The 26029-nt window shown below is 38.4% G+C and carries 23 protein-coding genes; all 23 read right to left on the bottom strand.

Going from position 1 to position 26029, the window contains the following annotated elements; genetic code table 11:
* Positions 1–57: 57 nt before the first annotated feature.
* The 23 genes from pnp to MKY49_RS05020 all read right to left on the bottom strand — a co-directional run bounded on the left by pnp (position 58) and on the right by MKY49_RS05020 (position 26023).
* Positions 58–2172: a polyribonucleotide nucleotidyltransferase gene (gene pnp, locus MKY49_RS05130; protein ID WP_274796015.1), complete on the bottom strand. Its 2115-nt coding sequence runs from the start codon at positions 2170–2172 to the stop codon at positions 58–60.
* A 606-nt stretch (positions 2173–2778) separates the two neighbouring features.
* On the bottom strand, positions 2779–3048 hold the full coding sequence (gene rpsO / locus MKY49_RS05125; RefSeq protein WP_036121378.1) for a 30S ribosomal protein S15: 270 nt from the start codon (positions 3046–3048) through the stop codon (positions 2779–2781).
* A gap of 168 nt (positions 3049–3216) precedes the next feature.
* On the bottom strand, positions 3217–4170 hold the full coding sequence (gene ribF, locus MKY49_RS05120) for a riboflavin biosynthesis protein RibF (RefSeq protein ID WP_322605959.1): 954 nt from the start codon (positions 4168–4170) through the stop codon (positions 3217–3219).
* Between the two features lie 12 nt (positions 4171–4182).
* Entirely contained in the window at positions 4183–5094 is a 912-nt protein-coding gene (truB, locus tag MKY49_RS05115) for a tRNA pseudouridine(55) synthase TruB (protein ID WP_274796010.1), read from the bottom strand.
* Positions 5095–5212: 118 nt separating this feature from the next.
* Positions 5213–5554, bottom strand: a complete 342-nt coding sequence (gene rbfA / locus MKY49_RS05110; protein WP_274796009.1) for a 30S ribosome-binding factor RbfA — start codon at positions 5552–5554, stop codon at positions 5213–5215.
* Positions 5555–5632: 78 nt separating this feature from the next.
* Positions 5633–5911 (bottom strand): DUF503 domain-containing protein, encoded by a 279-nt coding sequence (locus MKY49_RS05105; RefSeq protein WP_008178987.1) that lies wholly within the window; start codon positions 5909–5911, stop codon positions 5633–5635.
* A complete protein-coding gene (infB, locus tag MKY49_RS05100; RefSeq protein WP_322611421.1) occupies positions 5911–8193 on the bottom strand; it encodes a translation initiation factor IF-2 in 2283 nt (760 codons plus the stop codon). Before infB ends, MKY49_RS05105 begins: the two co-directional genes overlap by 1 nt.
* Positions 8194–8207: 14 nt before the next feature.
* A complete protein-coding gene (locus MKY49_RS05095) occupies positions 8208–8516 on the bottom strand; it encodes a YlxQ family RNA-binding protein (RefSeq protein WP_016994544.1) in 309 nt (102 codons plus the stop codon).
* A complete protein-coding gene (gene rnpM / locus MKY49_RS05090) occupies positions 8513–8791 on the bottom strand; it encodes an RNase P modulator RnpM (protein WP_274796007.1) in 279 nt (92 codons plus the stop codon). The genes MKY49_RS05095 and rnpM overlap by 4 nt, the downstream gene beginning before the upstream one ends.
* A 136-nt stretch (positions 8792–8927) precedes the next feature.
* Positions 8928–10067, bottom strand: coding sequence for a transcription termination factor NusA (gene nusA, locus MKY49_RS05085; protein ID WP_274796006.1), 1140 nt, complete (start codon positions 10065–10067; stop codon positions 8928–8930).
* A gap of 24 nt (positions 10068–10091) precedes the next feature.
* Complete coding sequence (gene rimP / locus MKY49_RS05080; protein WP_274796005.1) at positions 10092–10568, bottom strand: ribosome maturation factor RimP; 477 nt, start codon at positions 10566–10568, stop codon at positions 10092–10094.
* Between the two features lie 332 nt (positions 10569–10900).
* The gene (locus tag MKY49_RS05075; protein ID WP_341385726.1) at positions 10901–15232 is read right to left on the bottom strand and encodes a PolC-type DNA polymerase III; all 4332 of its coding nucleotides are present in this window, start codon (positions 15230–15232) and stop codon (positions 10901–10903) included.
* 270 nt (positions 15233–15502) lie between these two features.
* Positions 15503–17209: a proline--tRNA ligase gene (locus MKY49_RS05070; RefSeq protein WP_274796003.1), complete on the bottom strand. Its 1707-nt coding sequence runs from the start codon at positions 17207–17209 to the stop codon at positions 15503–15505.
* Positions 17210–17358: 149 nt separating this feature from the next.
* A complete protein-coding gene (gene rseP, locus MKY49_RS05065) occupies positions 17359–18624 on the bottom strand; it encodes an RIP metalloprotease RseP (protein WP_274796001.1) in 1266 nt (421 codons plus the stop codon).
* A gap of 46 nt (positions 18625–18670) precedes the next feature.
* Positions 18671–19816 carry a 1-deoxy-D-xylulose-5-phosphate reductoisomerase gene (dxr, locus tag MKY49_RS05060; protein WP_274795999.1) on the bottom strand — a complete coding sequence of 382 codons (1146 nt, stop codon included), beginning with the start codon at positions 19814–19816 and terminating at the stop codon, positions 18671–18673.
* A gap of 61 nt (positions 19817–19877) precedes the next feature.
* Positions 19878–20678: a phosphatidate cytidylyltransferase gene (locus MKY49_RS05055; RefSeq protein ID WP_274795998.1), complete on the bottom strand. Its 801-nt coding sequence runs from the start codon at positions 20676–20678 to the stop codon at positions 19878–19880.
* The gene (locus MKY49_RS05050; RefSeq protein ID WP_274795997.1) at positions 20675–21469 is read right to left on the bottom strand and encodes an isoprenyl transferase; all 795 of its coding nucleotides are present in this window, start codon (positions 21467–21469) and stop codon (positions 20675–20677) included. The genes MKY49_RS05055 and MKY49_RS05050 overlap by 4 nt, the downstream gene beginning before the upstream one ends.
* A gap of 296 nt (positions 21470–21765) precedes the next feature.
* Positions 21766–22323 carry a ribosome recycling factor gene (gene frr, locus MKY49_RS05045; protein ID WP_274795996.1) on the bottom strand — a complete coding sequence of 186 codons (558 nt, stop codon included), beginning with the start codon at positions 22321–22323 and terminating at the stop codon, positions 21766–21768.
* A complete protein-coding gene (gene pyrH / locus MKY49_RS05040) occupies positions 22323–23048 on the bottom strand; it encodes a UMP kinase (protein ID WP_274795995.1) in 726 nt (241 codons plus the stop codon). The genes frr and pyrH overlap by 1 nt, the downstream gene beginning before the upstream one ends.
* Before the next feature lie 216 nt (positions 23049–23264).
* Positions 23265–24152 carry a translation elongation factor Ts gene (gene tsf, locus MKY49_RS05035; RefSeq protein WP_274795994.1) on the bottom strand — a complete coding sequence of 296 codons (888 nt, stop codon included), beginning with the start codon at positions 24150–24152 and terminating at the stop codon, positions 23265–23267.
* A 98-nt stretch (positions 24153–24250) separates the two neighbouring features.
* A complete protein-coding gene (gene rpsB, locus MKY49_RS05030) occupies positions 24251–24970 on the bottom strand; it encodes a 30S ribosomal protein S2 (protein ID WP_274795993.1) in 720 nt (239 codons plus the stop codon).
* Positions 24971–25126: 156 nt separating this feature from the next.
* Positions 25127–25705, bottom strand: a complete 579-nt coding sequence (locus MKY49_RS05025; protein WP_341385725.1) for a hypothetical protein — start codon at positions 25703–25705, stop codon at positions 25127–25129.
* Between the two features lie 9 nt (positions 25706–25714).
* Positions 25715–26023, bottom strand: coding sequence for an RNA polymerase subunit sigma (locus MKY49_RS05020; RefSeq protein ID WP_274795991.1), 309 nt, complete (start codon positions 26021–26023; stop codon positions 25715–25717).
* Positions 26024–26029 lie beyond the last annotated feature (6 nt).

Here is a 26029-nt window from a genome sequence, read left to right as displayed (position 1 = left end):
TTCTTTTTGTTACTATCTAAAAAGGCTGCGCAATCATACGCAGCCCTTTGATCATTTTTATTTTTCTTGTTCAGCGCGTTCTTTTTCCTCTTGAATCACAACTTTACGAGATAAATTCACACGACCTTGCTTGTCGATTTCAATCACTTTAACAAGTAATTGATCACCAAGTTTTAAGACATCCTCTACTTGCTTCGTACGTTCCTCTTGAATTTCGGAAATGTGAAGTAAACCATCTTTCCCTGGGAAAATTTCACAGAATGCACCGAATTTTTCAATACGCTTCACTGTTGCTAAGTAGTATTCCCCTACTTTTGCTTCACGTACGATATCTTCAATTATTTGTTTTGCACGAGCATTCATTTCTTCATCAGCAGAAGAAATATAGATTGTACCATCTTGTTCCGTATCAATCTTAACGCCTGTCTCTTCAATAATTTTGTTAATTTGTTTACCACCAGGTCCAATTACATCGCGAATTTTATCTGGATTAATTTTCACAATAACAATTTTTGGTGCAAATTCAGATAACTTTTCACGTGGTTCTGAAAGTGTTGCTAGCATTGATTCTAGAATATGCATACGACCAACCTTAGCTTGTGTCAGTGCTTCTTCTAAAATATTGCGAGATAAACCATCGATTTTAATGTCCATTTGTAAAGCTGTTACACCTTTAGCTGTACCAGCAACTTTAAAGTCCATATCTCCTAGATGGTCTTCCATTCCTTGAATATCCGTTAAAATTGAATAGTGTTCACCTTTTTTAATAAGACCCATAGCAATACCTGCCACTGGTGCTTTTAATGGAACACCTGCATCCATCATCGCTAATGTTGATGCACAGATAGATGCTTGAGAAGTAGATCCGTTCGATTCAAGTACTTCTGATACACAACGAATTGTATATGGGAATTCTGATTCATCTGGAATAACTGCCTCTAACGCACGTTCACCTAACGCACCATGACCAATTTCACGACGGCCTGGTCCACGGATTGGGCCAGTTTCCCCTACAGAAAATTGTGGGAAGTTATAATGGTGCATAAAGCGTTTCGATTCTTCAACACCTAAACCGTCAATAATTTGTACATCACCTAGTGCGCCTAGTGTACAAATAGATAGTGCTTGTGTTTGTCCACGTGTAAACAGACCAGAACCATGTGTACGTTGTAATAAGCCTGTTTCAGAAGAAAGTGGTCGAATTTCATCTAGCTTACGACCATCTGGACGAATCTTATCTTCCGTAATTTGACGACGAACTTCATCTTTAACCATTTTATCTAAAATTGTATAAACTTGTTTCATTGTTTCATCATCGGCTTCTTGTTCTTCATAAGAAGCGATAATACGATCTTTTACAGCTTGAATCGCCTCATCACGTGCATGTTTCTCCGCAGTTTGAATAGCATCATGCATATCCGTCTCACAAGCTGCTTTTATGTCGGCTTGAATCGCCTCATCAATTTCAAATAGTGTCACAGGTAATTTTTCTTTACCTACTTCCGCCACAATTTGCTCTTGGAAAGCAATGATTTTTTTGATTTCTTCATGACCGAACATAATTGCTTCTAACATAATTTCTTCTGGAACTTCAAGTGCCCCTGCTTCAACCATGTTGATGGCATCTTTGTTCCCTGCAACAGATAAATGAATTGTCGAATGATTCGATTGTTCTACTGTCGGGTTTACGATGAATTCTCCATCAATATAACCTACTTGTACACCAGCTATTGGCCCATCAAATGGAATATCTGAAATAGCTAAAGCTAATGATGAACCAACCATTGCTGCCATCTCTGAAGTACAATCAGGATCGTTTGACATAACCATAGAAATGACTTGTACCTCGTTACGGAAACCATCTGGGAACATCGGACGAATTGGACGGTCGATTAAACGGCTTGCTAAAATCGCTTTTTCAGATGGACGTCCTTCACGTTTAATAAAGCCGCCAGGAATTTTACCTGCAGCATATAGACGCTCTTCATAGTTAACTGTTAGTGGGAAGAAATCAAGTGGTTTAGGTGATTTAGACATTGTTGCTGTAGCAAGTACAGAAGTATCGCCATAGCGTACTAGTACGGCTCCGTTTGCTTGTTTTGCTAACTGTCCGACTTCAATTACAAGTGGACGGCCAGCCCATTCGTAGGAATAGACTTTCTTTTCGTTCATTCAATGAACCCCTCTCTATTATAAAAACACTTACTTCGTCTGTATGTACTAATAGTAAGTGTACCAAAAATGCTTGTTCTATGCTAAATAATATTTCATGAAATAATCATACATTTAAATTCAGTTATTGCCAATTTATTTAAGATTTATTTCTATATTTAATTGAAAAAGCATTTTGGTATATGGATTTTTTTATATTGATTCCTTCTTGACGAAAAGTAATGTATGTAAATGGAAGTAACTGTTATCAAACATTATTTTTTCTAGTGCAAGTTTTAACAATAGCTTTATTATAACATGGTGCTTAACATACAACATCTTACTAGTATAAAGAAAGTTCCGTATGTAGTAAAGTTTAAGCAATGGCTTGAGTGAACAATGGAAATGCAAGCCCCGAAAAACTATCTTTTACTGGGCATGTCTGACTAATAGTCTCTCTTATAATTGAGAATAGTATTTTTATATTGATCAGTCATTGTTGTGTAATAAAAAGTTATGGCTCTCTAATGAACAAAGCCTAGGATAACCACTGCTTAGAAACATAAAAAAACTGTAGACAAACATAGGTTTGTCTACAGTTTAATACAGGAATACTTCCGCCTTTAATTAGCGACGTAAGCCTAAACGGTTGATTAGTTCACGGTAACGTTGTACGTCAGTTTCACGAAGATATTTTAATAAGTGACGACGACGACCTACCATTTTAAGAAGACCACGCTCAGAGTGGAAATCTTTTTTGTGTGTACGTAAGTGAGCATTTAGAGCGTTGATTTCCTCTGTTAATACTGCAACTTGTACTTCTGGTGAACCAGTGTCACTTTCGTGAGTACGGTACTCAGCGATAATTTCGTTTTTGCGTTCTTTTGTAATAGCCATTTGTATGGACCTCCTAAATTATAATTAATCCCCATTAGCACAGTAAACGTTGGAGTCATCGAAATACCGAGCTAAGGTTAAGCATTTATGCACTTATGAATGTTACCATAAATCAGTTAGTCAAGCAAGCAAAACGTAGACCTGAAGGATGTGAAGACAATGATGAAGTTAGCCTTCCAAGTCGTTAAAGTAGCGAATTGCTTCTTGTTTATCTTTTTCGATTTGTGTCTTCAACGCCTCAATACCATCAAATTTTCGTTCGCTTCGAATCCGTTTATACCAAGCTACATGTACTTCCTCACCATAGATATTTTTATCAAAGTTTAAAATATGAACTTCAATTGATAATTGCTTATCATTCGGATCTTTGAAAGTTGGTTTGTAGCCCACATTGCAGACCCCATCATACCAGTTATTTTGCACTAGTAAACGGACAGCATAGACACCACTTGCTGGAATAAAGGTTCCTTCTAATGCTTGGACATTCGCTGTAGGGAATCCGATTGTACGACCTCGTTTATCACCATGTACAACTATCCCATTGATTTCAAATGGTCTCCCTAATAGCTTTGTTGCCTCTTCCATATCGCCCTCTTGTAATAGCTTACGAATACGGGTAGAGCTAATTTTCTCAATATCGTCTGTTTTCTTCTCAACAACTGTTACACCATACTCACCATTACTTAGTGCACGCATATCGTCCATTGTTCCTTTACCAAATGCTCCAAACGAATAATCAAAGCCAGCTGTCACATGTTGAATATTTAATCCACGAATAAATGTATCAATAAACGCTGCTGGTGAAAGCTTAGCAAAATCTGATGTGAAATGGACAACAAACACTTTATCCACACCCTGTTCCTCAAACAGTTGTAATTTCTGTTGTAAGAGTGTAATATAAAACACTTTTTCGTTCCGTCCACCAAGGACTAATGAAGGATGTGGATCGAATGTCATCACTGCAGTTGGAATTTGACGTTTGTCCCCCTCTTCCTTAGCTGCCTTGATCACTGCTTGATGCCCTCTATGTACACCATCGAAAAAACCAAGCGCTAGTGAATATGCCTGCATGCTTTCTCGTTGCTGTAATTGATGTGGGTATTTTAAATGAATGACCTCCATTGAAAAATCCTCCTACTCTATCGTCGGAAACATCTTGTGTGGCTTCATCAAACCATCCTTCGTAGGGTGAGCCTGATAAACCGCAACTGCCTTTCCATTGATTCCAAACACAATTTTATCATGACTCTTTAATAATGCATCTGCTGGAAGCACTTGTCCATTGAAAATTTCTTTTTCATTGGCGGCAGTAATCTCAATATATGGATAGTCTGCTAATGCATACTCGACAGGTAAAATACAGGTAGTTACTTGCTCTGCATCCATTAGCTCTGCAACTTGTGCTAATGTAAAACAGTTGTCACGTGTAAAGGTACCAGAGGCCGTTCTTACAAGCTCCTTCATATGTGCTGGATAGCCTAGCGCTTCACCAATTTGCACAGCTAATGTACGAATATAAGTCCCTTTACTACACGCGATTCGGACAGGAAATGTTATTTCTTGCCCCTCATATAGTTCTACCTTGTCAAGAAGCTCTAAATCATAAATGGTTACTTGACGAGTTGGTCTTTCAACCGTTTCGCCTTTTCGAGCATATTCATAGAGGCGCTTCCCATTTACTTTTACTGCTGAAAACATGGGTGGTGTTTGTTCAATAGCACCTGTTAAGGAAGCTAGAACCTCTAGTAATTGCTTACGAGAAAATGTTTTCACTGTCTGATCTTGTTCAACCGTTTCGCCTTCTGCATCTTCCGTTGTCGTTGTACGACCTATCGAAATGATAGCTTCATAGGTCTTCCCTGCATCAGTTAAATATTCTGCAATTCGAGTTGCTTGACCAATACAAATTGGTAGCACACCTTCAACACCTGGATCCAGTGTACCTGTATGTCCAACTTTTTTTGTCCGCAAAATTTTGCGTAATTTAAAGACACAATCATGGCTTGTCATGCCTCTTTCTTTCCAAAGCGGTAAAATACCGTTCATATAGCTCCTCCCAATTGCCTTCATTCATTTCGCAGTGCATCCTCACTGCTATCATTTTTTACAGTATGAAGATAAAAAGTCTGCCTGCATAAACATGCATGTGGCAGACTTTTTCAACTTATTCTTTGTGTAAATCTCTTAGCAATGTATCAATACGGTTACCATATTCAATCGATGAATCAAATTCGAAGATTAATTCTGGTGTACGTCGTAAACGAATGCGTGACCCGATTTCAGAGCGAATAAAGCCCGAAGCTTTTACTAACGCTTTAAGCGTGTCCTCTCGTTCACGTTCATTGCCTAAAGATGTAATATAAATTGTCGCTTGCTGTAAATCACCTGTTACTTCAACACCTGTAACCGTAACAAAACCAACACGCGGATCTTTTATTTTACGACCAAGAATATCACCGAGCTCCTTTTTCATTTGCTCAGCAACACGGTTTGAACGTAGAGACATATTTGTCACCTCTATTTCGATGTACAGATAGTTGTGTGTACCATGCTTTCGTAAGCTTGGACAACTACCTATTACTACTTATAAATAATCTCGCCACACATTAAGCTGTTCCCATGACGGATTTGACTCTAAATAGTGGAGCGCGTGATTAATTTCGCGTTCAGCTGCTTCTTTGGACGAAGAAACAGCAACAAGTGCTAATTTCGTACGCTGCCATACATTTTGATGGTCAATTTCCGCAATAGATACATTAAATTTCTGCTTGGTGCGGGTAATCATACGCTGTAGGACAGCACGTTTTTCCTTTAACGAATGGGCAGTTTGAATAATGAATTCAACTTCTGCATACACGATCATTAGACGCGTTTAACTTCTTCCATAATATAGGCTTCAATAATATCGCCTTCTTTAATATCGTTGAAGTTTGTAATGGTAATACCACATTCGTATCCTTTTGCAACTTCTTTTACTTCATCCTTGAAGCGTTTAAGTGTATCTAGCTCACCTTCAAAAATAACTACGTTATCACGAATTACACGAACACCTGAATCACGTGTTACTTTTCCTTCAGTTACGTATGAACCAGCAATCGTACCAACTTTAGATACTTTAATTGTTTGACGAACTTCTGCTTGACCAATAATTTTCTCTTCGAACTCAGGATCAAGCATACCTTTCATTGCTTGTTCAATCTCTTCAATTACTTTATAAATAATACGGTGTAAACGGATATCTACGCCTTCTTCTTCAGCTGCACGCTTTGCGTTTGCATCTGGACGTACGTTGAATCCAATAACAATTGCATTTGAAGCCGCTGCCAAAGAAATATCTGATTCCGTAATAGCACCAGCACCTGTGTGAATGATTTTCACATTTACGCCTTCCACATCAATTTTCATTAATGAGGCAGCCATTGCTTCAACAGTACCTTGAACATCAGCCTTCACAATTAGGTTAAGCTCTTTCATTTCACCCTGACTCATTTGTTCAAATAAGTTATCAAGTGTTACACGTTGTTTTTCTGAACGTTGCGCTTGGATTGCTGACATCGCACGAGTTTCCCCAACTTGGCGTGCTGTTTTTTCATCTTCAAAAACAACGAAGCGGTCACCTGCTTGAGGTACATCATTTAAACCTGTAATTTCCACTGGTGTTGATGGTCCAGCTTCTTTTACACGACGACCTTTGTCATTCACCATCGCACGAACTCGGCCATACGTATGACCAACAACGATTGGGTCACCTACTTTTAACGTTCCATCTTGTACTAAAAGTGTAGCAACAGAACCGCGTCCTTTATCAAGCTGCGCCTCAATAACCGTACCAAGCGCTAAACGATCTGGATTTGCTTTAAGTTCGCCAACTTCCGCAACAAGTAAAATCATTTCTAGTAATGTATCAATGCCTTCACCTTTTAATGCTGAAATTGGTACGAAAATTGTGTCGCCACCCCATGCTTCAGGAACTAGGCCGTGCTCTGTTAATTCTTGCATTACACGATCTGGATTTGCTGATGGTTTATCCATTTTATTCACAGCAACGATAATTGGTACTTCAGCTGCTTTAGCATGATTAATCGCTTCTACTGTTTGTGGCATAACACCATCGTCAGCAGCAACTACTAAAATTGTTAAATCTGTAACTTTCGCTCCACGTGCTCGCATTGTAGTGAAAGCAGCATGCCCTGGTGTATCAAGGAATGTAATTTTCTTGTCGCCTTCTGTCACTTGGTATGCACCAATATGTTGTGTAATACCACCAGCTTCTCCAGCTGTCACTTTCGTGTGGCGGATAGAATCTAATAATGTTGTTTTACCATGGTCAACGTGTCCCATAATTGTTACTACTGGCGGACGTTCTGATAGATCTGCCTCGTTTACTTCTTCAGTTTGCTCGAAGTGAGTTTCTAAATCCGTAATATCTACACGGATTTCTTCTTCAACTTCTACACCATAGTCTGCGCAAATTAATTCAATTGCATCCTTATCTAATTCTTGGTTAATTGTTGCCATTACACCAAGCATAAATAGTTTTTTAATGATTTCCGATGGCTCACGGTGTAATTTTTTTGCTAATTCTGCAACTGATAATGATTCAACAAAAGTAATTTTTTCTGGAAGTTCCTTTTGTTTTACTGGTATTGATGGTTGATGCGTTTTTGGATGGCGACGTTTGCCTCCATGAATCCCTGGTTTTGGACGTTGGTTATAACCACCGCCACCTCTACGATTATTATTGTTATTATTATTATTTTGTGTCATATTTCTATTTTGATTACCTTTTGTATTCTTAGATTTTTCGTTAGACGAATTTGAGTTTTGCTGTGCGTGTTGCTGATTGTTTGCTTTAGGTTTAGAAGTAGCAGATTGCTGCCTTTGTCCCTCTTGCTTCTTCACCGAATGCTGTGGTTTTTGCTGGCCATTCGATTGAGGTCTTTGTGCCATGTTTTGAGTTGATTGTTTTGCTACATTTTTCTCAGGTGTTGCTTTAAATGATTGGTTTAACTTAGCCACAATATCTTTCTCCAACATAGACATGTGGTTTGTTACACTCACATTTAATTTACTTAGTGCTTCAATAACCTCTTTACTCGTTTTATTCACTTGCTTTGCATATTCATGAACTCTGATTTTGGTCATCTGCTCACCCCCGATTAGTTTTCGTTGAGTAGACTAGACAATTTACTTGCAAAACCTTTATCGGTAATAGCTAAAGCCACTCGGGCCTCCTTACCTGTAGCATGTCCTAGATCATAACGATCTCCAATTACATGATACTCAACGTTGTAGTACGTGCACTTATCTTGAATTTTCTTGCTAGAGTTTTTAGAAGCATCGTTTGCAAGCAGTACTAACTTAGCATTGCCATTGCGGACTTCCTTTACTACTAACTCTTCTCCTGAAATCACTTTACGTGCTCTTGCCGCAATCCCAAGCAAATTAAATATTGCTTGATTCATCATAAAATTGACTCCCTACGAATCAGCAAAATCAGTTCTTCGTATATTTCTTCAGGAATTTTTACATCAAGTTGGTGCCCTAATACATTTTTCTTACGTGCGATGTCAACTGCCTTCTCTGATTTCGAGACATAGGCACCACGTCCTGGTTTTTTTCCAGAGACATCTACACTTACTTCGCCCTCTTTGGAGCGAACAACACGTATCATCTCTTTCTTCGGTAGCATTTCTCCAGTTGCTACACATTTACGAAGAGGTACTTTTTTGTTTACAGCCATAAGAATCACCATTCCTCTCTGAAGCTTGTCGTAAGAGGTGGACAAGTCATGCTCTACTTGACGCTCTGACAGTATTCAGTCGGCGTAGGGGGCCCACTGAATACTGTCAGCTGACTTGTCACACGGGCTTTCTTACTTATTCTTCGTCGTCTTGATATAAGTCTACTGCCACATCATCAAAATCACTTTCTTCATCGTCAGCAGGGATGAAAGTGCTTGTAGCAGAAGGATAAATACCTAGCTCACGAGCATCTGTCTCACTCTTAATATCAATTTTCCAACCAGTAAGCTTCGCAGCTAAACGTGCATTTTGCCCACGTTTACCAATCGCAAGTGATAATTGATAGTCTGGAACAACAACTGTTGTCGATTTTTCTTCCTCATTCACTTGAACGTCTAATACCTTTGATGGGCTTAAAGCATTCGCAACGAATACTACTGGATCTTCAGACCATTCTACGATATCAATTTTTTCACCATTTAGTTCATTGACAATTGTTTGTACACGAGCGCCTTTTGCCCCAACACATGAACCTACTGGGTCAACTTCTTCATTATGGGCATAGACAGAAATTTTAGAGCGATCTCCCGCTTCTCGAGCGATTGATTTAATCTCAACAATGCCTTCATAAATTTCAGGTACTTCCATCTCAAATAATCGGCGTAATAAACCTGGATGTGTACGTGACACAATCACTTGTGGACCACGTGTTGTACGTTCAACTTTTGTGATATACACTTTAATACGATCATGAGGATGGTAAGATTCACCTTGGATTTGTTCGTTAATTGGCAGAGCTGCTTCTACTTTACCTAAACCTACATAGATATTTCGAGCATCTAAACGTTCAACAACACCTGTTACGATATCATCTTCACGGTCCACATATTGTTCATAAATTAAACCGCGTTCCGCCTCACGTACACGTTGTGTCACCACTTGTTTAGCCGTCTGAGCAGCAATGCGTCCAAAGTTACGTGGAGTTACTTCCTGCTCCACGATATCCTCTAGCTGGTAAGCTGGATTAATGGCTTTTGCATCTTCTAAAGCAATTTGCAAACGATCATCCTCTACCTCTTCCACAACATCTTTACGTGAAAATACGCGAATAGAGCCCTTATCTAAATTTAAGTCCACACGAACATTTTGTGCTTGATTAAAGTTGCGTTTGTAAGCTGTAACTAATGCCGCTTCAATGGCTTCAATTAACACATCTCTTGAAATTCCTTTTTGTTCTTCTAGCGCATTCAGCGCATCTAACAAATCACTACTCATTTTATTTTCACTCCTAAATATGCATTATGCTGAAAAATCGATGGCAAGTCGTGCCAATGCGATTTTTTCTTGTTCAATTGTTACTGTTATTTTACGCGTTTTAATACGCACTTCCATCACTAATGTATGTTCATCGTATGACGTTAAGTAGCCTTGGAATTCCTTCATGTCCTTGATGGGCTCATAGGTTTTTACATAAATAAATTTGCCAATTGCTTTTTGAAAATCAGTATCTTTTTTTAATGGACGCTCTGCTCCAGGTGAAGAAACTTCTAAATAATAGTTTTGTGTAATTGGATCTTTTTCATCCAATAGCAAACTTAGTCGTTCACTAACTTGAGCACATTGGTCAATGTCAATTCCACCCTCAGGCGTATCAACGTAGACACGTAAAAACCAGTTACGTCCTTCTTTGACGAACTCAATATCCACTAGCTCAAGATTTAACTCATCCACAATTGGTTTAGCGAGCTCTTCAATTAAAGATGGTACTTTGCTCATTGTTTCCTCCTGTATCTATCAAATTCTAGCGTATGAACTGTTCATCACTGCCATTGATTCAGTAATGAACCTAAATAAAACAGAAATTCCACCAGTTGCTTTGGTGAAATTTTACGGTCTTACCTGCTGTTAGTCAAAATTTGTTTTGCTACGGTATAACAACAGAAAAGAGCGGGAAGGACCCACTCTTTTGCTGGAAAAATATCAACAAATTATTACCATAAGGATAGCACAGTTCTCGACACAATGCAAATTTCCTTCATTGAAGATAACCATATTGTGTCAGGAATTTGAAATTCTCTGTAACGTAACCTGACAAATTAAATTCCATACTAAAATAGTGATAACTGATTGGCATCAGGCATGCCTTCTAGACAACCAAGTTGATCCATGTATTCAATAAGTGTTTTCGATACACGACCACGTTGCTGTAAATCTTCCTTCGATAAAAACTCTCCCTCTTCACGGGCAGCTACAATCGTTTTGGCAACGTTGGTTCCAAGCCCTGGAATTGCATCAAATGGCGGAATAAGCGAATTCCCATCTATGACAAATTCACTTGCCTGTGAACGGTATAAGTCAACTTTTTGGAAGCTCATGCCTCGTTCGCACATTTCTAGTGCAAGCTCCAGCACCGTTAATAAGTTTTTCTCTTTTGTTGATGCATCTAAGCCCTTCATATTGATTTCATCGATACGTGCACGAATCATTTGTGAACCCTGAACCATTGCAATTAAATCAAAGTCATCTGCACGGACAGTGAAATACGCTGCATAATACAGGATTGGGAAATGTACCTTAAACCATGCTATACGTACAGCCATTAAAACGTAAGCTGCCGCATGGGCTTTCGGGAACATGTATTTGATCTTTTTACATGATTCGATATACCAGCCAGGTACTTTATTAGCAAGCATCTCGGCTTCAAATTCCTCCGATAAACCTTTCCCTTTACGTACAGACTCCATGATTTTAAATGCTAGCGATGGTTCTAAACCTTGGTAAATTAAATACACCATAATATCGTCACGACAACCAATTACTTCCTTTAGCACACATGTGCCATTTTGAATTAGTTCCTGTGCATTGCCGAGCCATACGTCTGTTCCATGGGATAGTCCAGAAATTTGCACAAGCTCCGAGAATGTTGAGGGCTTTGTATCCTCTAGCATTTGACGCACGAAGCGGGTACCAAACTCTGGAATACCTAAAGTTCCGGTTTTACAGCCAATTTGTTTTTCTGTTACCCCTAAAGTTTCTGGAGAACTAAAAATTTTCATTACGACAGGATCATCGGTTGGAATTGTTTTTGGATCAATTCCTGATAAATCCTGGAGCATCCTAATAACAGTCGGATCATCGTGTCCTAGTATATCCAGCTTTAAAATATTGTCATGGATAGAGTGGAAATCAAAATGAGTTGTCCGCCATTCCGAATCCTGTGCATCCGCTGGGTACTGTACAGGAGAGAAATCATATATATCCATATAATCAGGTACTACAATTATCCCTCCAGGGTGTTGTCCCGTTGTACGTTTTACACCTGTACAGCCTTGAACTAAACGATCTACTTCTGCTCCTCGGAAATGTAGATTATGATCACTCGCATAACCTTTTACATAGCCATATGCAGTTTTTTCCGCAACGGTACCAATAGTTCCAGCACGGTACACGTAATCCTCTCCAAATAGCACCTTTGTATAGTTATGAGCTTGTGGCTGATATTCACCTGAAAAGTTCAAATCGATATCTGGTACCTTATCCCCTTTAAAGCCAAGGAAAGTTTCAAATGGAATATCTTGGCCATCTTTTTTATATGGCGTGCCACATTCTGTACAGTCCTTATTTGGCAAGTCGAAGCCAGAGCTAACCGAACCATCATCAAAAAACTCGGAATGCTTACAATTGGGACAAACATAATGAGGAGGTAGTGGGTTTACCTCTGTTATTTCCATAAAGGTTGCAACTAATGAGGAACCAACCGAACCACGTGAACCTACTAAATAGCCATCAGCTAATGATTTTTTCACTAGCTTGGCCGAAATTAAGTAAATTACGCCAAACCCGTGACCTAAAATTGATTTTAATTCCTTTTCAATTCGAGCCTTTACAATTTCAGGTAACTCTTCACCATAAATACGATGAGCCATTTCATAGGTTAAATTCGTTACTTCATCATCTGAGCCTTCAATTTTTGGTGTATAAAGGTCATCTTTAATCGGTTTAACATCGCCAATGCTTGCAGCAATTTTTTGAGCATTTGTCACCACGACTTCTTTTGCAAGGTCAGGTCCTAAAAAGTCAAATTCCTTCAGCATTTCATCTGTTGTTCTAAAATGAACTTCTGGTAGCTTGGAACGATTTAAAATATTCGCCCCACCTTGAGACCCTATAAGTATTTGTCTAAACATAGCATCTGTCGGATCTAAATAATGGACGTTACCAGTGGCCACAACAGGTTTATCTAGCTTCTTCCCTAATTTCACAAGCTTACGGATAATATCCTCTAATGTCCATTCATCACGCACGACATTGCGTTCAATTAAAGGAGCATAGACCGCCTTCGGTTGTACCTCAATATAGTCATAGAAACGAGCGACTTGCTCTGCTTCCTCAGGTGATTTATTCATCATTGTTTCGAATAATTCGCCGTTATTACATCCTGAACCGACCAACAAACCTTCTCTATATTGCTCGAGGACAGCTCGTGTCACACGAGGAACACGATAGAATGTTTTGGTATGGGAGTGTGAGACAAGTTTAAATAAATTTTTTAAACCTGCATTGTCGACTGCTAAAATTGTACAATGCATTGGTCGCCCCTTTTTATAGGCGTCACCCCCACCTATGTGCTTATTAAAGTCATCATGGTATTTGATGGCTAATTCATCTGCATCTTTTAAAAGTTGCAACAGTAGATATCCAGTCGCCTCAGTATCATAAATCGCTCGGTGATGTTGTGTTAATTCAATATTGAATTTTTTACACAATGTATTTAAGCGATGGTTTTTCATCGTAGGATAAAGTAATCTGGCAAGCTCTAACGTATCAATTACTGGATGTACCATTTCTTCAAGACCAAATTTTTTATAGCCAGTATACAAGAAACCAATATCAAATGATGCGTTATGAGCGACGACAATCGCATCACCAATAAATGCATGAAACTCCTTAATAACCTGCTCTACTTCTGGTGCGTTTCGAACCATATCATCTGTAATCCCTGTTAATTCAATTGTAGTAGCTGAAAGTGGATGATGAGGGTTCGCAAAGCTTTCGTATTTATCGATGACTTGGCCATCTTTAATTTTTACTGCGGCAAGTTCAATGATTGTATCGTAAGCTGTAGATAATCCTGTCGTTTCCACGTCAAAGACAACATACGTTGCATCTGCTAATAAACGATGCTCTGGAGCATAGGCAATCGGAACCCCGTCATCAACTAAATTAGCCTCTAGACCATAAATTATTTTAATCCCATGTTTTTTCCCTGCTGCATATGCTTCTGGGAAAGATTGTACAACCGCATGATCTGTAATAGCTATAGCTGGGTGACCCCACTTTGCAGCCTGTGCTACTAGTCGATCAACAGGCGTAACAGCGTCCATTTGACTCATTGGTGTATGCAAATGCAATTCAACACGTTTTTCACCCTCAGGTGCGAGATCCTGTCGTGTTTCTTTTTTGATTTCATTAATGTCGTTGGCCATGACAATTAAATCACGGATGAACGTATCTGTTTGTACGGAGCCTCGAACTTTTACCCACATACCCTTTTTCAAATGCTGCATCAATTCTGCATCATCATTATCACGAGAGAACATTTTGACTACGATAGAATCTGTATAGTCGGTAATTTTAATTTGTAATAAGGAACGCCCACTTTTCAGTTCTCTAATTTCGGTATCAAAGACAAAACCTTCTATAATGACACGACGCTCTTCTTCGACAATTCGTTTAATTTCCATCGTTTCATCATCTTTAATATGCATCCCAAGTTGAAATGGACGATCTCCTAGGCTCGCTGCTGCTGGATTGTCCTTTTTCTCCTGCTCTCGTTTTTGGAAATCTTGCATTGCTTGCTGAGCCAATGCCGCTTCCTCTATACGCTTCTGCTCCATAAATGCTTCCTGAGCAGCAATCATTTCCTCGGTTTCTTCCTGTAGTACAAAATCTATTGCCATATGCGGGAAACCAAACTGACTATAGCTTTCTGCCAGTTTGTCTGCATACTTTGTTTTTAACATCATATATTCCATTTCCTGCATACAGGATAACGTTATTTTTTGACCATTCCACATTGGCATTTGGGAAATAAGACAGCTTTTTAGTGTTGGCGCCATCTCATCAATTTGCTCAACAACACTTAACCAGTAAGCCTGCACAAGTTCCTCTGTTACACTTTTTTCTAGCGTCTCAAACGTTGTATATATTTGCGCTATTGCTGCAAATTTCTCTGTTAAATGAGTGCGGAAAAGCTGGTAAAGTGGAAACGGAAGAATATCTCTTAATCTAATAGTAAAATGCCACAGTCTGTCCTTTTTATGGACAGTAAGACGTGATAATTCACCTTCTTCAAAAAATGACATGTATACATCATCTGTTAACTCAAGTTGCTGCAAGAGCATTCGAAATCTCATTCTTGCCTCTTGTTGCTGTTCCAATCTATCGACACCTACTTTCAGAAAGAGGCAGTCCATAAAGCCTCATCTTCTATTTCGCCTTAACACATGACGAGAATTCAAGAAAAAAATTCGCTCCCTCACTGCGGGCGCTCTTCAAGCTTAACAGAGTTTGTACCATCTGTTCTATTTTGCTTGGCTCACTGTCCCGCAGAAGTGTCGCGAATTTATTTATATCTATCTTATCAAAATTATACGAAAGCCTCTATCAAAAGCATGGACTTCCAATTATAACCGCCCAGTAATAAACCATTAATTTTTACGGAAAAATTCGTTTAAGTGATCAATTACTTCTTCTTTTTTCCATTCAAACGTTTCACCTGTTTGACGGAATTTCACTTCTACAATACCTTCAGTTGCTTTTTTACCAACTGTTACACGAACAGGTAAACCAATTAAATCAGCATCAGCAAATTTTACACCCGCACGCTCAGCACGATCATCTAAAAGAACATCATAACGATATGATTTTAATAAGCCGTATAGCTCATCTGCTAAAGCAACCTGTGCCTCATCTTTCGTATTAACAGGAACAACATGAATATCGTATGGTGCTAATTGTGCTGGCCATGTAAAGCCATTTTCATCTTGGAAGTGCTCAGCTACAGCAGCTAAAATACGAGAAACACCAATACCATAGCAACCCATAATAAATGGTTGGGCCTTCCCTTGCTCGTCTAAGAAAGTACCATTCATTTTAGCAGAGTATGTAGTACCTAATTTGAAAATATGACCAACTTCAATACCTTCCGCAAATTTGATAATACCTTGTCCATCTGGAGAAGGGTCTCCCTCTTGAATAAAGCGAATATCTAAGTAATCATTCACAGCAAAATCGCGCTCTGGGTTGACATTTACTAAATGGAATCCATCCTCATTTGCACCTGCAATACCATTACGAATTGATTTAATCGCATGATCTGCAACTACTTTTACATCGACAGGTAATTTCACAGGTCCAATTGAACCCACGCCACAGCCTAATAAGTCACGAATTGCTGCTTCACTTGCTAGTTCCACAGAGCCTGCTTCAAGTGCATTTTTCAATTTAATATCATTGATTTCATGATCCCCACGCGCTAGGACCACAACAAGCTCTCCATCCACGTCAAAAACTAAAGATTTAATGACATTGGCAGGCTCTACTTTTAAGAATGCTGATACTTCTTCAATTGTTTTTTGATCTGGGGTAGCTACTTTTTCAACTTCCTTTAAAGCCTCATCAGAAGGTTGATAGTTGACAATTACTTCAGCCATTTCGATATTAGCCGCATAATCAGATGAATCTGAATAGGCAATCGTATCTTCTCCAATTTCAGAAAGCACCATAAATTCATGTGTGCCTTTCCCACCGATAGATCCCGCATCTGCAATAACAGCACGGTAGTTTAAGCCTAAACGAGAGAAAATATTAGAATATGCACGATACATATCTTCATACGTTTCATCTAAGCTTTCTCGTGATGCATGGAAAGAATAAGCATCTTTCATAATAAACTCTCTTCCTCGTAGTAAGCCAAAGCGAGGACGTTTTTCATCACGGAACTTTGTTTGAATTTGATACAATGTTAACGGTAATTTTTTATAGGATTTAATTTCATCACGCACTAAAGTGGTAATCACTTCTTCATGTGTTGGTCCTAAGGCGAAATCACGATCATGACGATCTTTTAAGCGCATTAATTCTGGACCGTACTTTTCCCAGCGACCTGACTCCTGCCAAAGCTCTGCAGATTGTAGTGATGGCATTAAAAGCTCAATTGAATTGATCGCTTCCATTTCTTCACGAATAATTGTTTCAATTTTTGTTAAGACACGTTTTGCAAGCGGTAAATACGAGTATACCCCACTTGTATTTTGACGAATAAACCCTGCACGTAGTAATTGCTTATGTGACTTTACCTCAGCATCAGCAGGTACTTCACGTAACGTTGGGATAAATGTTTTACTTTGCTTCATTCAGTGTTCCACCTTTTTCAATAGATAAGTTTATACTCTCAATAGCATAAACAAATTTAGCTTTGAGCGCAATGTTTCATAGAAAATGCGCTCAAAGCTAGAAAATCAAACTTCATTTAACTGTAATTTATCGGAATAGCTAATCAATATTAAAAGAAGAATCTTTGTATATCGTTCCATGTAACGACCACCATTAAGATCATTAGTAGCACAATTCCTACAAAATGAACAATTCCTTCTTTTTGACGATCAATTGGTTTTCCTCGTAAAGCTTCAAAGCCAAAGAATAATAAACGACCACCGTCAAGTGCAGGTAATGGAAGTAGGTTCATAATCCCTAAGTTAATACTTAACATGGCTGCCCAATTCATTAAGTTCATAATACCATACTGGGCTACTTGCTCAGTTGCTTTATAAATACCTACCGGACCTGAAAGTGCATCAATGGTAAACTTACCTGTAATCAGCATACCTAGCAGTTCAAAAATTTTAACGGTCATATTATAAGTTTCTTGAGCTCCATATACAACAGCTTTTAATGGATTAAATTCTCTTGGGCTTTCATAACGAACACCAATTTGTCCATATTTTTCGCCATCTTGTTGTTGGACTTCTTTTACTGTCATATTCAAGTTAACGGATTGTCCATTTCGATCAACAGTCACCTTTATATCTTCGTTCGGATGGTCTTGAACGATGGCAGCTAAATCCTGCCATTTTTCAACAACTTGTCCATTAATGGCCGTTACTTTATCCCCTGCAAGCATTCCTGCCTGTGCAGCAGGATCATTTTCAACTACTTCAGTGATGATAGGCTCGTATGTTGGGACACCATGGATTAATCCAATCACTAAGTAAATAACAAATGCCAAAATAAAGTTAAACAATGGACCAGCAAAGATTGTCATCGCTCGTTGACCAACTGTTTTTGCATTAAACTGACGATCATGCGGTGCAATGACCAGTTCACGACCATTTTCCACGAGAACACAATCTCTTGCTACTTGATAGCGAACTAGGCGCTCTTCTTCATCATAGCCCTCTACAAACAAGTCCTTCTCTAAATCAGCACGCTCAACTTCTAAAAATAATAAATCTGGTAGCTGCTTATTATTTTGATTGAAAATAATTTTTTTAACAATATTATCCTCATTTACAATGAGTCCTATTCGGTAGCCTGGCTGTAATTCAGTACCATCCATATCCTCGCCAGCCATACGTACGTATCCTCCGATAGGCAATAAACGAATAGTATACATTGTTTCTCCATGCGTTTTCCCATAAATTTTGGGACCCATTCCGATGGCAAATTCACGTACTAAGATACCTGCACGTTTAGCGAATAAGAAATGTCCAAGTTCATGGAAGAAGACGAGCATACCAAATATTAATATAAATGCAATGGCTGTTTGCATAATACCCCACCTTTAATAGCGATTAGTTAACGATACATTGCTCTCGTTATTTTACCATGTCTAACACTATTTTTCTTGTCTCACTGTCCACATGTAAAATTGTTTGTAGATCTGGTACTGCAATGTTTTGATGCGCTTGCATCACACGTTCAATCGTCTCATCAATTTCAAGGAATGTGATTTTCCCTTGTAAAAAGGCTGCAACTGCTGCTTCGTTTGCTGCATTCATTGCTGTTAAAATAGTACCACCCATACGTCCAGCCTCATACGCTAAACGCAAAGCTGGGTAACGCTCAAAGTCCATCTCTTGAAAATGGAGCTGACCAATTTGTGCTAAATTTAGCCGCTGACCATTATGTAACGGTATACGATCTGGGTAGCTTAAAGCATATTGAATTGGTACTCGCATATCTGGTGTGCCTAACTGAGCAATGACACTAGTATCATGATACTCAACTAGAGAGTGAATAATACTTTCTCTATGCAAAAGTACATCGATTTTATCATACGGCATATCAAATAATACATGTGCTTCGATGACTTCTAACCCTTTATTCATCATTGTTGCGGAATCAATGGTAATCTTTGCACCCATAGACCAATTCGGATGATTTAGTGCATCAGCAACCGTAACATGCTTTAATTGATCTCGAGTCTTATCACGGAAGCTACCACCTGAAGCCGTAATAATTAGACGTTCGATATTTTTAGGGTTTTCTCCATTCATTGATTGGAAAATTGCAGAGTGCTCACTATCAACAGGTAAAATAGTTGCTTTGTGTTTTTTAGCTTCTGCCATCACTAAATGACCAGCCGTTACAAGTGTTTCTTTATTAGCAATAGCAATTGTTTTTCCCATACGAATAGCTGCTAATGTTGATTCTAGTCCCACACTTCCAAGCACTGCATTGACTAGAACTGTGGACTCCGGATGTGTCGCAACTTCAACAAGTCCTTTTGCCCCAAATGTAAACTGGATTTGAGGATACTCCTTTGCAAGTGAACATGCGTCTTCTTCAAGCTGCACAGACACTAGCTCAGGCTTTAATGTTTCAATCATTTCTCTAGTTTTTTCAATGTTTCTTCCTGATGAAAATGCCACTAATTGAAAGGCATCACGTTGATCTTTTAAAATATCGTAGGTTTGCCAACCGATTGAACCAGTTGCACCCAATAAACTAATTTTTTTCACAACAAGTTGTCCCCTTTTTCTATCTAAGCAAATGATTTCACAAGATGTCTCGACGTAATGATTAATTATTGAACAAATGTAAAAAATGGAGCAGAGGCACGACAAATAGTAGACTATCAAAGCGATCTAAAATTCCACCATGCCCTGGTAAAATATTACCTGAATCCTTTACATCAAAATGACGCTTGATAGCCGATTCTACCAGATCGCCCATTTGACCAATAATGGAGGCAAAAATCGTGACAAAGACAAGTGAGATATAACCATTTGCAAATGGATAGATAAGTTGCATACCAATTGCAAATATGACTGCAATAACAATGCCACCTATAAAACCTTCAATTGTTTTCTTTGGTGAGATTTCTGGCCATAACTTATTTTTACCTAGTTTTCGTCCTACAAAATAGGCACCTGAATCTGTTGTCCATACAACTAATAAACAATAGACAACATACTCTAATCCAACATTTCTTGTTTCAATTAAGTAATGGAATCCTAACCCTACATAAAATGCACCTAATAAAATAAAGCCAACTTCGTCGAAAGTGATTTTATTTTTTACAAGGACCACGTAAATAAGTAGTAGCATCATTAAGCCATAGACTACCATTAAATTAGACGAATAGCCAATTGTCTCTACAAGCTTGTCACTCCAGTTCCCCGGAATGACAAGCAAAATTAAGGTTACTAAACCTAAGAAACCTGGTACAGAAAAAATGGAGATACCTTTCATTTTTAATATTTCATAAAAACCAACAATAGCCATTGCAAGCACAAGAATTGTGAACGGTACTTTACCATAAATAACGAATGGTATGAAAAGTGCTGCTGCAATTATTGCCGTGATAATTCGTTGTTTCAAGTTGTTTCTTCTCCCTTCAACCCACCGTAACGGCGATTACGTTTCTGATAGTTTTCGACCGCTTCCAGTAAGTTTTCCTCGCTAAAATCTGGCCACAATGTATCTGTAAACCAAAATTCTGTATAGGCGAGCTGCCATAACATAAAGTTACTTAATCGTACTTCACCACTTGTACGAATTAATAGATCTGGTTCAGGCAGATGAGCCGTCATCAAATGAGAGGTTAAGCAATCTTCTGTTATGTCTTGCATCGTTAAATGACCGTCCTGCACTTTTTGAAGCATCATTTTCATGGCATTGACCATTTCAGAACGACTGCCATAATTTAGCGCAAAATTTAAGATAAGCCCTGTATTATGTTTCGTTTCTTCCATTGCCTCATACAATGCTTTTTGCGTATGGGCAGGCAATAAAGATGGGTCTCCAATCATTTCGACACGTACATTACGCTCCATCATTTCTGGTAGAAAGGAACCTAAAAACTCAACTGGTAGTCGCATAAGAAAATCCACCTCTGGCTTTGGTCGCTTCCAATTCTCCGTAGAAAATGCATATACGGTTAAGACTTTAATACCTAGGTCTGACGCAAATCTTGTTACCTTACGTACTGTCTTCATTCCTTCATGATGACCAGCAACACGTGGCATCGCTCGTTTTTTCGCCCAACGTCCATTTCCGTCCATAATAATCGCTACATGGGCAGGAATCGGCTCGCTTTTAGCAAGGTCCACACGCTCCTCCAATGATAGTGTATCCATATTTATTTGTTTACCTAATAGCTTTTTAAACATGCTAACTCCCCCACTACAACTAATCGGACGTATACTAACCTATCATAACAAACAAAAGCGCTTTTTGTCTTTTTTTTCCCCTCTAAATTGACTATGTATGTACTAGCTTATTTTAGAACTATACACATATTAAAGAATGAGTTTGTTAAAAATTTGATGATTGTGTCATAAATGATCTTTTCTAAATTTCTTTATCAGCACATCGCTATGAACAATAAAGAGAAAAGACGTCCTGTTATGTATAGGACGCCTTCATCTCCTCAAAAAGTTCCATCAAGACATGTAAATCGTGTCGTTTACACCTCTAAAATTTCTTTTTCTTTATCTTTCGCTACTTGATCTACTTTCACAATGAATTCATCTGTTAACTTTTGGATATCATCACCGTAGCCTCGTAGATCATCTTCTGTGATTTCGCCAGCTTTTTCAAGTTTTTTCAAATCATCATTTGCATCACGTCGAACATTACGTACAGCGATTTTTGCATCTTCCGCTTCTTTTTTCACTTGCTTTACTAGCTCCTTACGACGTTCTTCCGTTAGAGCTGGAATCATTAAACGAATAACAGAACCATCATTTGTTGGTGTGATACCGATATCTGATTTCATAATTGCTTTTTCAATATCACCTAGAATTGTTTTATCGTAAGGTGTAATTACTAATAAACGAGCTTCCGGTATTGATACACCACCAAGTTGATTAATTGGTGTTGGTGCACCATAATAGTCAACCATAATACGATCTAATAAAGATGCGTTTGCACGGCCTGCACGAATAGATGCTAGTTCACGTGTGAAAGCTGCGATTGTTTTATTCATTTTTTCTTTTGCTTGTTCTAATACTTGTTTAGTCATTATGCATTCCTCCTAACAACTGTTCCGATTTTTTCACCTTGTACAGCACGTTTAATGTTACCTGGCTCCGTAATTGAGAAAACAATTAGCGGGATATCGTTATCCATACATAAAGTTGAAGCCGTTGAATCCATTACTTGTAAGCCTTGTTGGATAACGTCTAAGTATGTGAGTGTATCATATTTAATGGCTGTCTCATCCACTTTTGGATCTGCCGAATAAACGCCATCGACATTGTTTTTAGCCATTAAAATCGCATCTGCATCAATTTCTGCTGCGCGTAATGCGGCCGTCGTATCAGTAGAGAAGAACGGATTACCTGTCCCTGCTGCAAAGATTACAACACGTTTTTTCTCTAAATGTCTAACTGCTTTACGACGAATGTATGGCTCTGCTACTTGTGTCATCACGATAGAAGATTGAACACGTGTTTCAATGCCTAATTTTTCAAGAGCATCTTGTAGAGCAAGAGAGTTCATGACTGTTGCTAACATCCCCATATAGTCGGCTGCTGCACGATCCATTCCCATTTCACTACCAATTTTCCCACGCCATATATTACCGCCACCAACAACAACAGCAACTTCTACATCAAGATCTACTACTTCTTTTACTTCTTCTGCAACAGCCTTGATTATTTTTGGTGATAAACCGAAGCCCGCTTCTCCAGCTAACGCTTCACCACTTAATTTAATAACTACTCGTTTATATTGCGGCACACTCATTGTAAACCTCCGTAAGACTTTATTTAAAACCTCTCTATTCTCTTTTCCATTATAGTATATCTAACAATAATTGCTAGTTGTGAATAAGGCAGAATAGAAAATTATATGCATTTTTTTCTTGCATTTCGGAAAAATAGGGAACACGCTATGTTGTGTTCCCCATTTTTTGTCTAGAAAATCTAGATATTATTTGATTAGTATCAAATGCAAGCTAAATTAGTTACCTTTAACTTGGCTCATTACTTCTTCTGCGAAGTTATCTTCACGTTTTTCGATACCTTCACCTACAGCGTAACGTACGAAGCCGTTTACAGAACCACCAGTAGAAGCTACGAAGTCACGTACTTTTTGATCTGAGTTTTTAACGAATGTTTGATCAAGTAAGCAAACATCTTCGAAATATTTACCAAGACGACCTTCAACCATTTTAGCAACGATGTTTTCTGGTTTACCTTCGTTAAGAGCTTGTTCAGTTAATACTTTACGTTCACGTTCAACTTCTTCAGCTGAAACTTCATCACGAGAAACATAAGTTGGGTTGATTGCTGCGATGTGCATAGCAACATCTTTAGCAGCTGCTGCATCAGTAGAACCTTCTAAAGTTACTAATACACCAATACGGCCGCCCATGTGTAAGTAAGAACCGAATGCATCTGCATCAGATTTAGTTTTGATTTCGAAACGACGAAGTGTAATTTTTTCACCAATTGTTGCAACAGCTGTAGAAATTTGATCTTCAATTTTTACACCTTCAGCATTTACAAGTTCTAATGCAGCTTCTACTGATGCTGGTTTAGCAGCAAGTAATTGCTCTGCTAAAGAAGCAACTAATACTTGGAATTTTTCGTTTTTAGCAACAAAGTCAGTTTCAGCATTTACTTCTAGGATAATTGCTTCGTTACCTTGTTCTAAAATGTAAGTTGTACCCTCAGCAGCGATACGGTCAGCTTTCTTAGCAGCTGAAGAAAGACCTTTTTCACGTAGGAAGTCGATTGCAGCTTCTAAGTCGCCATCAGTTTGTACTAACGCTTTTTTACAATCCATCATACCAGCGCCAGTTTTTTCGCGTAATTCTTTTACTAATTGTGCAGTAATGTTTGCCATTTAGTGTTTCCTCCTCAAATTGGTTGAACTATTAATGATAGGTTCTAAAAAAGGTGATAAGGGTTTTGAGCCACTTATCACCTTTTTGTAAACGTGAATTACTCAGCAGCAGCTTCTACAGCTGGAGCTTCTTCTTCACCTTGTTTTGACTCGATTAAAGCGTCAGCCATTTTTGCAGTTAAAAGTTTAACAGCGCGAATAGCATCATCGTTAGCAGGGATTACGTAGTCGATTTCATCTGGATCACAGTTAGTATCAACAATACCTACTAGAGGGATGTTTAATTTACGAGCTTCAGCAACCGCAATACGTTCTTTACGTGGGTCAACCACGAACATTACGTCTGGAAGATCGTGCATATCACGGATACCGCCTAAGAATTTGATTAGACGTTCGTGTTCTTTTTTAAGTTGGATTACTTCTTTTTTAGGAAGAACTTCGAAAGTTCCTTCTTCTTCCATTTTTTCGATTTCTTTCATACGTGCAACACGTTTTTGAATTGTACCGAAGTTTGTAAGAGTACCACCTAACCAACGTTGGTTGATGTAGTAGTTGCCTGAACGTTCAGCTTCGTCTTTGATCGCTTCTTGTGCTTGTTTTTTCGTACCAACGAAAAGAACTTTACCACCGTCTTGACCAACTTGACGCATGAAGTCATAAGCTTCCTCTAATTTTTTAACAGTTTTTTGTAAGTCGATGATGTAGATCCCGTTACGTTCAACGAAGATATATTTCTTCATTTTTGGGTTCCAACGACGAGTTTGGTGACCGAAATGTACACCAGCTTCAAGTAATTGTTTCATAGAAATTACTGACATGTGAATTTCCTCCTAGTATGTTTGGTTTTTATCCTCCGCATTTATCATCTGCAACAAGCTACCCTAAGCTTAGAGCACCACTTACTACATCAAAATGCGTGTGTAGTAATAACACCATTTGCAACTATATCATAGCTTTAACTGATTCGCAACAATTTAGTAGTGAAATTTCAGTAAAAGCTCGATTTCTGTTTTGCCCTTTTGTAGTTGTTTCGCTATTTCCTCTGTTGATTTACCCTGCTTTGCTAATTCTAAAGCTTGTTGTTCCACTGTCAGTACTTTTTCAAGATTCTTTTGCTCCTCTACTTTTGGTGGCGAGGCTGATTGCATCCTTTTTGAACTTGTATGCTGCTGACGGGAATAAGCATTCGCTACAACATTTTTAGGCACATAGCTACGAGATTCTTTATCTAAATTTAGAGAACTATCACTATGAGACTCTTGTACTGCTGGTGAAGATGCCCTTTCCTTTGGTGCTCTAATGTGTTCTGCTGGCAGCATTCTACCCGCTGCTACTTCTGGTTGAGAAACATTTTGTAATTCTTTAATAAGACGATCATTTTCATCTTTCATTTCAGTTAAATAGACACTAATCGTATCGTCCATTTCCCGCATTAGGCGTTCTTGTTTCTTTTCCAAATCTTTAAACTTTGCTAGCTTTGTATTTAAAATAATAAGGAAGTAAAATGAAAGTAACTGTAAAAAGAATAGTACCGCTATTAGTATGGTTGTCATTGTAAACTCCTATCCACTGAAATCCACGAAATTGCCTTTAAACGGATGCTTTGCCTGTTTTTCTTGTTGATCCCGTTTCTTTTTCTTCTTTTTATAAATACCCTTTAAATATTCCCCACCTGCATCTTCATCCTCACTAATTTCGTCCATACCTTCTGATGTATTGACAATTTTCTGCTTGCGTTCTACTTCCTTTTTTAATGCTTCATTTGCATGTGCTTGTTGGGCTGATACTTGTTGCTGAGCCTGATCTGCGATTTTTCCAGCTTCAAATGTTTTTGGAATAGCAATTTGCAATTCGACACCTTTTAAACTCATTGGAAT

This window comes from Lysinibacillus sp. FSL M8-0134, assembly GCF_038069745.1.
GTDB classification, from domain to species: Bacteria; Bacillota; Bacilli; order Bacillales_A; family Planococcaceae; genus Lysinibacillus; species Lysinibacillus irui.
Note: the sequence above shows the minus strand (reverse complement) of the source record. Positions and strands in the feature narration are given on the sequence as shown.